The organism is Sporosarcina beigongshangi, assembly GCF_033485195.1.
In the GTDB taxonomy this organism is placed as follows: Bacteria; Bacillota; Bacilli; order Bacillales_A; family Planococcaceae; genus Sporosarcina; species Sporosarcina beigongshangi.
This window is the reverse complement of the sequence record NZ_JAWLIR010000063.1, coordinates 1-12,613: the sequence shown is the minus strand read 5'-3', so window position 1 is coordinate 12,613 and position 12,613 is coordinate 1. Positions and strand designations below refer to the sequence as shown.

The window sequence follows — 12,613 nt, the reverse complement described above, 5'->3', positions numbered from 1 at the left end:
GCTCATTCTGTCGGCAATACTCACATAACTTGCTGGTCTACTATAGTGGTCATTCCTCTTTATTCTTTATATAGAGGGAAATGAGGAAATCGGATACACTTTTAATAATATACTTTTAAACAAAGAAAAATCCTTCTGTGGAAGCAAGGATTTTATCGAATATACGTTTACAGGTAGTACAGTAAAGGTCAATTCGCTTATTTCGCCTACCTATTAATCATAATTATAAATACTAGTACTACGATTAATAAGGCAATGATTACTGACAGCCATCCAATTTTCACCTTACCTAATAAACGATCAATAATAAAGAATAAGATAGCAGAACCAAGACCAGAAACTAGTAATACTGCCCCGCAGCAACAATGAATTAAGAAAGAGGTAATTTCACGGGTATAAGTTCTTTTAGAAATCTTCCTACTAAGCCAGTCACTAAAGAAGGAAGCAATAACACCGTACGTAATTACAATCATCAAGTTTAAATAATATAAATTTAGATATCGGTCCTCTTCAAAGCCGCCAGGTAATGAAAAAATCAATGCAAATAATAAACTACTAAGAACAGCAGCTACTATTTTTCTCCTTAAAATAATCGCAACATAAATATCCACATTTTCAGATGAGGTTGTTAAAGAATATTGCCATTTACAAAAATTCCACGCACACTGAATTATTGACTCTTTTATCAACGACTCCAAATCGATATGAAGCTCTATTGAATTAAGCATTTTGCGATTTATTGGAAACTTTCTCTTCATAAACCTTCCAATAAATTGCGTAGCCATGATAAGATAAATAATCATGGAGCTTGGATTTTTCGAATAGTAAGCTGCTTTCAAATCCAAACATTGATGCGTCAAAATCTATCATCGGGTTAGTGTCATTTACCCAAATACCTTCAGATTTTTTAAATAGAAACAATCTGACAAAGTCCTGAGGTACTTTCGTTTATAACGCTTCTTTGATAATCTTTTAGACTCCCTTCAAACTCCAATCGAAAGTCTGCCAAATGGGGCAAGTCACTCGGCTTTATCAAAGAAAGGTCTTGTTCACCGTCTATGATCATGCCTTCCTTTAGCACAGTAGCTACAAACTGAGAACAAAAGAAGGCCTTTTTTCTTTTGACAGGTTTTTTCATCATTACACCAAACAATCCTATAAAATTGTAGTTATATGTTTCCTTTTGCGCATCCATTCTTTGAATGTAACTACGCATCTTTTCGATTTGATAATCGGTTACCGTTATGGAATAAAGGATACAATCGGCATGTTGAAACAAAATAGAATGAATATCCTCTTTAACAAATCCCCCTATAAACGGGTTATAGACCGTTTTCCTTCCAAAGCTATAAACTTCTGCTAATTCGGAACTGAACCCAATCGAGGCATGGTTATAGGGCATTTTCGTGTAGGCCTTAATCACCCTAGTTAACATCGTATCTGTATCCGTTAATAGTAGAAAAATCTTTTTTACTTTCATCTATATCTTCCTTTCCATCATCCGCTACCTTATCTTGACTATAAATTAGAAATCTTAAGAAATGCTTGATAGAATTCTTAATAAATCCTTACTATTATCGAAGGAAACCTTTTGTTAAGGAAATCTTAAGAAATGCGTCGGGTGTTTGTTAAGGTTTGGTTGATATGATTTCTTTATGCGAATAACAAGAGGTGTGAAAGACATGTTAAACCGTACATATAGGAGTGGACCTGCATGAATATATTGGTTTGTGACGATGACAAAGCTATTGTTGATGCGATAGGTATTTACTTAGAGAACGAGGGCTATATCGTTTTCAAAGCCTTTAATGGGCTAGAGGCAATTGAAAGCATCAATGAACATGACATTCATCTCATTATTATGGACATTATGATGCCGAAGATGGATGGGATCCGTGCAACGATGGAAATTAGAAAAAGAAATAGTATTCCTTTAATTATGCTTTCTGCCAAATCAGAGGACTATGACAAAATTCTGGGTTTAAATATAGGTGCGGATGATTATATGGGTAAGCCGTTTAATCCGTTGGAGCTGATTGCCAGGGTGAAATCCCAGCTCCGAAGATATACCACATTTGGAGCACTTGAAACGAAGAGCAATCTCTTTCAATCGGGAGGACTAGTGATCGATGATGAAAGTAAAAAGGTCACCGTCGATGGCGAGGATGTTCATCTTACACCAGTTCAGTATAAAATCGTAAAGCTTCTAACGGCAAATGCCGGAAGAGTATTCACCATCGAGGAAATTTATGAAAAGGTATGGAAGGAACCGGCCTTTAATCCGGAAAACACTGTGACTGTTCATATTAGAAAAATCAGAGAGAAAATAGAAATCAATCCTTCAGAACCAAAATATTTGAAGGTAGTGTGGGGAGTTGGATATAAAGTTGAAAAGTACTAGTCATTCAATCATAACGAAAATTGTTGTTTTCATCATTGCCATTCTATCTATAACGGGAATTGTACAAGCTTTTTTTGAGGTAGAGATTGTGAATGATGGCAATTTTGGCAGCATCACTGAAGATCATTACTTCGAGAGCTCGGCTTACGTTCAGGAAAGTGAGGGTTTGATTCGTGATCTCACCTTACTGTTAGGAAAGTATAAGAGTGAGGAACATATTTTAAGTGGCAAAAGCATTCGTCAGGATGAATTGAAATCGGCTGAAAATGACTTGTTTTATTCGGAGTTTTATCATTCTAGAGAATTCCAGCATGAGCTAAGTGAAAAAAAGAACTTCGAAATTTTTAAAGAAGAATATAAAAACGAACTTACTCAAGTGAAAGAACAGATGATAAAGGATGATTTGAGACAGTATCATATACTTTCGCAAAATCTCGATGAATATGAGCCATTGTTTTATGCTAGTGATGGCATCCATGAGTTCACGAACAGTTCACAGACTAAAAAGGAACAGTTCGAAACTTACCCTGCATATATGCTGTTTGAGGAATACAAACGAGAATTTTACCCGAAAGTAACAGAGAAGAATCATGATCTGCATTGGGTTACAGAACAAATGGATGAATTAGCACTCGAAAACACCGTTGTTTTTATAGCATTTCCAGAACCATTTTTAAATCAAAAAATGGGAGAGTGGCAAGCAGAAAAGACCATTGCCACAACAAACTTATATCAAATAGTAGGATATTTAGCAGGATTCGTTCTTGCCTTTATTTATTTGGTGACTGTCGTTGGCAGAAGGTCATTTCATGATCAAGCGTTACACTTCCGTCCAGTAGATAACTTGTACAATGACGTCAATCTTGCATTATGTTTTCTTCTGTTTCCGCTATGGATCGTCTTGGTATATGATCTTTTTGGCAACATGGCTGTAACAAACATAATCATCACGTTTCTTATTGCTGCCTTTGAACTTACCCTAATTCTAATCCTAGTGAAGCAAATAAAAAATAGAACGTTTTTCAAACATACATTGCTGTATACGTTGATTTCTCGATTAGTGAAATTTATTGGAGAGGTATATAAAAGCGGTAACGTGGCCGTAAAGACAGTACTCATCGTCATCGGGTATCCAATATTTATCGCTTTAACATTTTTCATGTTCCCGATCACAATCGGAATCGCAGCTTGGTTTGCATTTAAAAAGGTAAAGGCATTTCAACACATTCAGGAAGGAATTGAAATTATTAAGGAAGGAAATCTACATCATCGGATTGAAGTCGGAGGGAATGGAGAATTTGCAAGGCTCTCTACGAATGTAAACAGCATCACGGATGGGTTGAAAAAGGCTGTCGATAGCGAGTTGAAAAGCGAGCGATTAAAAACGGAGCTGATTACCAATGTATCACATGATATACGAAATCCTTTGACCTCCATTATCACCTATGTGGATTTATTGAAAAATGAAAAGGACCGAACCAAAGTCGATAACTATATTGAGGTACTTGATCAAAAAGCACAAAGGCTCAAACTGTTAACCGACGATTTATTTGAGGCTTCTAAGGCCTCAAGTGGGAATATCCCCGTGTCTTTAGAGAAAATTGCGATCGTGTCTTTAATTACCCAAGGACTTGGCGAATTAAATGACAAAATTGAAGCAAATGGTTTAGACATCAAACTCAATTATCCGGAAGAAAAGGTGTACGTCACAGCGGATGGAAGATTATTGTGGAGAACGATCGAGAACCTATTATCGAATATCTTTAACTATACACTTACACAGTCCAGGGTATATATAGATATAGAGGATTTAGGGGCTGAGATACGTATTAGCTTTAAAAACATCTCGGCCAATGAATTGAATATCTCAGCAGATGAATTAATGGAGCGTTTTAAAAGAGGCGACGAATCCAGAAACAGTCAAGGAAGCGGATTAGGACTTTCCATTGCAAAAAATCTAGTTGAAATTCAAAAAGGAAAATTCGAAATCCATGTAGACGGCGATTTATTTAAAGCGATGATTTACTTACCAAAACATTTATCGAAATAAGAACTGTCTTTAAGCTGAAGTCATTCCTATCAATACTGGAATGGCTTCTTTTGCTTACATATATTATTTCATTAATACGGGAACGGCAAAACAAGCACGATTGATAAGTTCAATAACTTTCTATCGAACTAAATTCAACTTTTGACTATATTTCGTTGAAATCTAATGAAACCGTATGACGTTGTGACATAAAGGATTTAATTTCTTGAAAATAAATCATAAGCTTTCTATGTAGAGACATTCCATATTTTAACTCTAATTATTTTGAAAGGTTATTTGAATGTACTTCTATTTATATAGATTCGGAAACCATATGCTACTGTTTTAGAAAGGCTCTTAAAGGAGAACAGCACACGCTTTCACATTTGCTTTTGAAAATGTCGAGTACCAGGCCCTGAGAAATTAATACACTTCTCTAAATATGTAAGTATGAAAATAGGAATTATGAGGTCAACGTCGGACTATAAATATAATTCTGAGTACGAAGAGAACATGATGCACTTCATTTCATTTTCCCTAAAATAAACTTTTATCTCTTTAAATCTCCTGCAACCATTGTTTTAAAAGGTCCGATGCCTGCTACAACTATACTTACCTGATCGTTTTTAAATCGCAAAGTCTTTTGAACATAGATGAATAATCCATCCTGCTCGACTAATTGATATTGAGTTTTATCTTTTGGTTCTTTGTATGTAACTTCAATTTCTTCTAATACAGCACATCCTCTTAAAATAAAGCTTGCTAACGTAATTGTATGACCTTTTTTCTTCATAAGTTCTTTCACACTATCTTCTATTTCGATTGTTAAACCCAATATTATCACCTCCTAGTTTTAACACTTCCATCATACCACTTATTTCTAATTTCGAGCACTAGGTTATAATACAATTCAGAATTCAATTAGAACTTGATGCGTTTCCTAAATATGTAAGTAGCAGCCTTTTTAAAAAATATGTTAAACAAGTTTAATGAAACTAGATGACATAGACAAAAGAAAAAGCCCTTGTATACCAAGGGGTTTGACACTTTATGAAATCAGACGATTTCATAGTATGGAGACGGCGGGAGTCGAACCCGGTTTCTCAATAACGCTATAACATCAGTGTTTACCAGCGTTATTTACCAACATTTAATAACTTGAATACGGTTTTAACTACGGTTATAAAAAACTTACGGAGGCAAAAGGCTTTAATTGCAATATCCAATAATCTTCTCGGTTTCAAAAAAAGATTTTCTATCTTAATTTTATAACAGTTAAAGAGATATTCGCTGATAGCTTTTTAATGATTTCTAACAGTTTAACCACGTGTCCTTTTTTACAGACTACTCTTTGTCCAACTCGATAGGTTGTATCATTGGAGTTTTTCAGGTATCTTTCATCAACTATACCATTATTATGTTCTAGTATATGTCTCCTTTGGAACATTACGTTCATATAATCAATTTCATCAATTGTTAACCATTCTTCATAGCCTATACCATAGTATTTAGTGAATAAGCCACTTCCCTTATCAACAATTTGAAAGTCATTTGGTCTTACCTTTTTGGAACAGCCTTTATTAAAGCTCTCCATAGCAAATTTTTGATAAGCTGAGATAACATCTTTCAAACTTGTTTCTGTCAAGTTTTGAATCATGTTTGTTGCAATATCTTTATCATGGATTTTTTCGAGTAGTTCTTGCATTTCGTTTAATGAATTAAGTTGGTTTTTTACACGATTCATTGACACATTAAACACTCGGTCAACAGCATTATGACCACAGCAAGGACAAAAGTATGCAGTACCTATAACGCTTGTCTTAGTGCCACACTGATCACAAAGAATTTCTAGTTCCCACTCTTCTTGTTGACCAATTGGGTTATTGTGAAACGTAACCTTTTTACCAGGCTTATATGAAACTTTAAGATACTTATTTGAACTCCTGGACATTTCTCGAAAAGATTTTTGAATAGTTTTCTGAACTTCGCTAATAGCCCATTGCGTGGCTAATTCTCTCATATCATTAAGTTGTTGCTGAGTCCACCATTGATCAGAAGGTGCTATATGTCCACATCTTGGGCAATATACTTTCTCATCAGAAACTCTATTCTTCCAATCTTCAATATGGATCTTAAAAATAAACTCACATTCCTCATGTGGACATTCTCGATCTAAGTAGCCTTTTTCATCGGAAACGATTTCTATTGGAATTTCCATAGTCTCCCATAACTCCTTTCATATGAAAAGTTCTTTGATCGAGGAGGATATATCAATTATCCAAACTACTTATCCATCCCAGTATTGTTCAGTAGATTTTCAGCCATTGTCTATTAAGTCATTTATTAAATCAAGTATCTTCTCGTTGTTTGTTTGCCTTGTATAACTAACGCTGATTCCTTTTCTACGAAACACGTTGCCTATGTCTTCCAACTTTGTTTGTCCATATTCATCTTTGATTCCTGTTTCTTTAACCATGTCAAAGAGTTTATTAGCAGCATCTATTTTATGCTCCTCCGTACCTCTAAGATCTTGCTTCTTCTTTACTCCTTTACTCTCAACAACTAAATTGATTGTAGGCTTTCCTTCTTTATCCTTTATTACATACATAAAATCCGGACTATACGTGCTTCCATCAATGAAAGGTATTTGCATGGTACGTTTTGGTATTTTTCCAAACACCTCTACACTACTGATATTCTCGATTATATTGTTTTTCTCGATTTCAGAATCAAATAAAATGGTGTCATACAAGTAATTTTCCACCGGTGTTCCTTTGCTTGCATTCACACCTAAATAAGCGGAAGTCTTTACGAAATCCCTAGGGCCCCCATTTTCCTCAGTTAATTCTGTGGGATGGACTCTTGTATTCGGTAATCTTTTATACGAATATATCTTCAGGAGTTCATCATAAACCCGCTGTTTGAAATAAATAGAAAAACTTCTAACCGTATCTCTGGTGAAAAATACTGTTTCTATCTTTTTCAACTTCGAGGCTTTTACTATCCCTTGATGAATTAAGGGAATGGATATGTTTGTATTCTCTGCTATCTCCTTTAAAAAACTTCCATAATTTAAAGTATCATCAATTGAACTATCAATTGAATCCAGGGTTACGTTAAAAATCAGTTCTCCCTGTACCATTTCCGATGCTTCTCTTTTGGTTCGCCTAACCGTTTTGTTTATCAAGTCCTCTGTGATTACATCTGAGACAATACCAATAAGTACACTATCATCAATCGGGTCAAAATGTAAATAGTATTTTTCATTTAACTGTTCCCATAAATCCTGTAACTTCCAATAGTTTTCCTTGCGAATAGCAACCTTTTTATTTTTATCAACATTTCGATCACTGACTCTATTCTTATCTAGTTTATTGAATATTCCAGGGTATTCGTTAATGAATTCTTGTAGCTTGTCAGTTTTTATCTCTCTATCAAACGAAATAAAACCTTTACTCATAAGGTCGATAAGGACTTCCTCTTTACTCAAGCCTTTATTTGTAGCAATTTTTTCAATCTGCTCCGCTGTAAGAACTTTTTGCTCAAAGGATGTATCACCATAAATTTCTTTTTCTAGCTTTTTCACAAAGTCTTTTTCAGTAAAGTCTACGATATAATTTAGCGTAAATGTTTCATTTTCGATTCGATTTCCAGTTTCATCTACCGGCAGTCGTAACCCACGTCCAATTTCTTGCAGTTTACTGTTATCACTACCACTAGAACGTAACTTTGCAATCGTAAAGATGTTCGGATTGTCCCAGCCTTCTTTTAATGTCCATTTTGAGAAGATGAACCGTGTTGTATTTGCCTTGCCATTCTTATCTACTAAGCTCAAAAGCCTTTCCTTTTCGAAAAGAATTGTGTTCACTTGCTTTTCTATTTCTTCATCAGTTGATAAGTTGTCTTGAGCGAAATAGCCCGCATGTGTTTTAGTAATATTAGCAAGGGATTCTTCGAGATATTCTTGATATTCTGATTCAAAGATATTACATCTATCAATTTCTTCTTCTAGTTTTTTACTCAGTTCTTCTTCAAAGATGTTCTTTAAATAAGGTTCTTTTACTTTATTGTCTCGAAATGAATCAATATCATCGATAAAGAATAAAGCTAGGGTTTTAATCTTGAATTTTCGTTTGAAATTTTCCCGTTCTGTTTCAAAATGCCTTTTTAAAGCTAACCGTATGGATTCTCTGACGTAAGAAGTTGCAAACACATCCGCAAAAAATACATCCTCTGTAAATTTTTCTTCCCCATTACTTAAATTAATCTTAGTAGCCAAAATGCTATCTATTGTAATACCTGAAAGTTTCGGGGATAGAAGGCTCAGCGAATCATGTACTTTCAAATCTTTTGTTGTTTTGACTGTTTGATTTTGTTCATTTAGAGCTGTTTTTTGGAACCGAACAAACTCGCCTTTTTTCATTTTCAAGATTTTATATACTTCTTCTTCATTACCGGGACTTTCAACATGCTCTTTTGCCACACCTTTAATAAGGTTTTGCTCGAATGCTTTATGAATATTTAAGTCGTATATTAAGTTTTGGTAATCCTTTACTTCAACTCTATTTCTACCCCTACCAATGAATTTACTAGGAAAAGTGGCACCAAAGCGTATTATCATCTGTGGTTTTACTTGTTCCTCAATAAATTTGAACGTGGCGTTCTCACGGCTGAAACGGTGTGGTTCATCTATTATCATAATAGGTCTAGTGGCAGAAATTGCCTCAATTGGTCTATAATAGCCTTCTATCTGCGAATCATAATCATCACGTACCAGAACCCCGTTTTTGCTTTCTCTCAAGTGTTGCATATTCACTAACAATACTTCTATCGTATTTTTTTGGAAATTTGATGATGTTACGAAATCACGAATGCTGTTTGGTACATATTTCTTTGAACCCTTTTTTGTTTTAATACTCTCAACTGTTCTTAGCTTTATTTCTGTTTGGTAACCACAAACATTTTTGAAATGATTGATATTGCTTTGAATCTTCATGAAGTTTGCAGTCCCTGCCTTAATGGCCAAAGATGGAACTGCAATAATGAACTTATTGAAACCATACAATTTATTGAGTTCATAAATTGCCTTTGTATACACGTAAGTTTTACCTGTACCAGTTTCCATTTTTATATCAATATTCATATAATCCGATTTATCTTGACTGACTCCCTGCATATTAGAGGGGAGATCTTCCTGCAGTTGTTTTATGTTTTGATATAAATAGGGATTATTTATATCAATGATTGGATTTTCAATACTTTTCATTGGTTTTTGTATATTAACATTCGAGAAAATTGAACAAAGCCTCTCGATTGGAATCGCTTGATGCGGTAAGTTTCTTTTTAAAATCAAATCCAACTTTTTTCACCTCAATATCGTTTAATTAAAGATACTTCTATATTCTTTTCTTCAATTCTCAACTGTTTTAAATTTGTTTCTAGTTGAATCAAGATGTTAAAATCAACGAAATTGTAACCATATACGACAATATTTGTGGGATTGAAGTTTTTATCCTCAACTATTTTGGATAAAATGGTATCAATATTCTGTTGTGATAACCCTTTCTCCAATAAATAGAGATAGTCTTCGATATAATGACCAATATACCCACCAAGATTAACTTCCTCGACTGATGGGGTTAGACCATGGCCATCTTGATTCATCCAGGTCGTCAGTATTGTCTCTTTATCGAATTCAACTTCTAATTCGGATGCTAAAAAGGTCGGATCAAACTCCTTAATTTGATCAATAATACTTTCATTCAATGTTTTCGCATAGTAGTGTTTGAAGCCATAATCAATATCCGCATTTACCTGCTCCTTTATCAATTGAGCAGCACGATTAATCCTTTCTCTTCCTATTTCATCTATTGTTTTATAACCATGTTTTTCAGCTGCAGAGCCTTTTTTTACAGGTTCATCGATTTGCACCAAGATATATTTGAAATCACCTTCATTGTTAGCATTTAATTGCATAACTGATTGTGCTGTCGTCGCTGAGCCGGAGAAGAAATCCAGGACAATATTTTCCTCACTACTTTGGGTTGTAGCATTTATTAGCAATGCTGTTAAATCAACATCCTTGGGGTTAGTAAAAATGTCCTTTTCCCCTAACAATGTAGTTAGTTGCTTTGATGCAACCCTTCCATCTCTATATTTGATACTGGTCAAACTTTGGAACTCTGTATCCTTTAAATAGGTTTTATTATTAGGAATAGTTTTATGGCTTTTGCCAAAATGCACAAGATTTTCCTTAACTCTCTGATCCATCGTTGTTTGTGGGAAACGCCAACCACTTGCAGGCTCTTTACAAACTTCCCCGGTTACTGGATGTATTACATCATATCTATATTGACCATAATCAGGTCCGGAAATATCAGATGGGAAATAAACCCCTCTTTCATCCATCCAAGAATAATGTTTACTGGAGTATATTGGATTTGATTCAGGGAACTGCTGATACCACTCTAAAGCCTCATTATGAATTGTCTGCCAATCATCACCGTGTTTTTTCCTGAACCCCTCAAATGCTTTATAGATTTCCTCTATTCCTTCCTTTTTCTCCATCCAATTGCCTGGATTCTCTCTCTTGTCCTTTACATAGAACAAGATGTATTCGTGTTGCATTGAAATGTAATTCTGGTCATTTTTACTGCTGTTTTTCCAAATTATTTCACCCGCAAAACTCTCTTCTCCAAATATATCATCACATAGTAATTTCAATTGTGAATGTTCATTTTCGTCAATTGAAATGAAGATTACACCATTTTCTCTTAGCAAGTCCCTTGCCAGATAAAGACGTGGAAACATAAAAGTAAGCCAAGCACTGTGAGAAGACGAATTTGAAGAAGTCATACTTAAAATACGATCAGCTTCTTGTTCTTCAATACCTAAAACATCTTGGAGTTCTTTCTTTGTGAATTTGAAATTATCATTATAAGCAAAATCGTCGCCGCCAGTATTATAGGGCGGATCTATGTAACAACATGCTACTTGATTTGTATATGACTTCCTCAGATGCTTTAACGCTTCTAAATTATCACCAGTAATATATATGTTTTCTGATTTCTTATTTTTGGGCTTAGAATTATGCTCTACATTTGGTACCAAAACTGTTTCTGTATCAATAGAATCAGCAATGTACTTAGCATAATTTTTCCCTAGAAAGTTCATTTCATAGCCTTCAGAAGAAAAATCTATATCTTGATTAATCTCCTTTTTAAACTTCTCAATATCAAGAGCATCCCCGGAGAAACAATTGGGGAAGTTCTCTTTTAAAATTGCAATTTTCCTTTGATTCAATTTTCCATGTTCGTTATTATCAAGCGTTTCTTTAATCATTATTATTCCTCCGCTTTATGATTGGTTTCAGTAATTTCAAATTCCCGTTTGATAGAGTAAATAGTGTTTCTTGATAAACCTGTTTGACGATGAATGTCCATTACACTTACATTCTCACTTAAACATCTAACCACTTCATTAAAAATAACTCTATCCTTACCTTCTGCATCCTTATGGTACCTCTTTTTACCACCTCGAAATTTCCCGTGTTTCTTTGCGATTTCAATTCCTTCTCTTTGAGCGATTCTGATACGTGTTCTTTCCTCCTCTACCATCCACGACAATAGAGTAAGCACCAGATCAGACACTAACTGTCCTACACCCTCTAATTCTTTATATTTTCGTGTGTCCAAGATCGGCATATTTAGTACAACAATATCAATTTCTTCTTCAATAAGAGCTTCCCATTCGTCCATTATTTCCTGCTTATTTCTACCAAACCTGCTTAAATCATGTACGATCAATACATCACCAAATCGCATTTTCGAACGCATTTCTCTGTATACTGGTCGTTCAAAATCTTTTCCAGATTGCTTCTCCTGATATATTCGATCACAACCATACTCTTTTAACTCTTGTAATTGCCTTGATAGATTTTGGTTTTTGGAGCTAACCCTTGCATATCCAAAAATCAATTGTATCACCTCTATATAATGAACAAGTCTGTTTGAACATACATACCTATAATACTATATTATTGCTTGTTTGGACAGGGTGTACTTATAATGAACACAAAACATAAAAATAACTGCCGAGTTAATGCCGGCAATTATATACCAAACACTCTTACCCTATTAGCTATATCTCAGAATCGTATTTTGTTAATGCTGTTTCATAACGTC

At 34.6% G+C, this 12,613-nt stretch carries 9 protein-coding genes; 2 read left to right on the top strand and 7 right to left on the bottom strand.

The window, feature by feature from the left end:
* Positions 1 to 206: 206 nt before the first annotated feature.
* Positions 207 to 845: a hypothetical protein gene (locus R2B77_RS17325; protein ID WP_203249289.1), complete on the bottom strand. Its 639-nt coding sequence runs from the start codon at positions 843 to 845 to the stop codon at positions 207 to 209.
* A gap of 62 nt (positions 846 to 907) precedes the next feature.
* On the bottom strand, positions 908 to 1,480 hold the full coding sequence (locus R2B77_RS17320; RefSeq protein ID WP_203249290.1) for a hypothetical protein: 573 nt from the start codon (positions 1,478 to 1,480) through the stop codon (positions 908 to 910).
* Positions 1,481 to 1,714: 234 nt separating this feature from the next.
* Here R2B77_RS17320 and R2B77_RS17315 point away from each other — a divergent pair, with 234 nt between their 5' ends.
* Together R2B77_RS17315 and R2B77_RS17310 are read left to right on the top strand one after the other, a co-directional pair.
* A complete protein-coding gene (locus R2B77_RS17315) occupies positions 1,715 to 2,401 on the top strand; it encodes a response regulator transcription factor (protein WP_203249291.1) in 687 nt (228 codons plus the stop codon).
* On the top strand, positions 2,388 to 4,451 hold the full coding sequence (locus R2B77_RS17310; RefSeq protein ID WP_203249292.1) for a sensor histidine kinase: 2,064 nt from the start codon (positions 2,388 to 2,390) through the stop codon (positions 4,449 to 4,451). The genes R2B77_RS17315 and R2B77_RS17310 overlap by 14 nt, the downstream gene beginning before the upstream one ends.
* Positions 4,452 to 4,980: 529 nt before the next feature.
* Here the strand turns inward: R2B77_RS17310 and R2B77_RS17305 are convergent.
* The 5 genes from R2B77_RS17305 to R2B77_RS17285 form a co-directional block, all read right to left on the bottom strand.
* Entirely contained in the window at positions 4,981 to 5,265 is a 285-nt protein-coding gene (locus tag R2B77_RS17305; protein WP_203249293.1) for a CC/Se motif family (seleno)protein, read from the bottom strand.
* 420 nt (positions 5,266 to 5,685) lie between these two features.
* Complete coding sequence (locus tag R2B77_RS17300) at positions 5,686 to 6,648, bottom strand: hypothetical protein (protein ID WP_203249294.1); 963 nt, start codon at positions 6,646 to 6,648, stop codon at positions 5,686 to 5,688.
* Between the two features lie 99 nt (positions 6,649 to 6,747).
* A complete protein-coding gene (locus tag R2B77_RS17295) occupies positions 6,748 to 9,789 on the bottom strand; it encodes a type III restriction-modification system endonuclease (protein WP_203249295.1) in 3,042 nt (1,013 codons plus the stop codon).
* An 11-nt stretch (positions 9,790 to 9,800) separates the two neighbouring features.
* The gene (locus R2B77_RS17290) at positions 9,801 to 11,771 is read right to left on the bottom strand and encodes a site-specific DNA-methyltransferase (RefSeq protein WP_203249296.1); all 1,971 of its coding nucleotides are present in this window, start codon (positions 11,769 to 11,771) and stop codon (positions 9,801 to 9,803) included.
* A gap of 2 nt (positions 11,772 to 11,773) precedes the next feature.
* Positions 11,774 to 12,406, bottom strand: a complete 633-nt coding sequence (locus tag R2B77_RS17285; protein ID WP_203249297.1) for a recombinase family protein — start codon at positions 12,404 to 12,406, stop codon at positions 11,774 to 11,776.
* Positions 12,407 to 12,613 lie beyond the last annotated feature (207 nt).

Bases quoted from the DNA above. Each gene is read 5' to 3' on its own strand.
- R2B77_RS17300 (WP_203249294.1), bottom strand. From the start codon at position 6,648: ATGGAAATTCCAATAGAAATCGTTTCCGATGAAAAAGGCTACTTAGAT.
- R2B77_RS17320 (WP_203249290.1), bottom strand. From the start codon at position 1,480: ATGAAAGTAAAAAAGATTTTTCTACTATTAACGGATACAGATACGATG.
- R2B77_RS17315 (WP_203249291.1), top strand. From the start codon at position 1,715: ATGAATATATTGGTTTGTGACGATGACAAAGCTATTGTTGATGCGATA.
- R2B77_RS17290 (WP_203249296.1), bottom strand. From the start codon at position 11,771: ATGATTAAAGAAACGCTTGATAATAACGAACATGGAAAATTGAATCAA.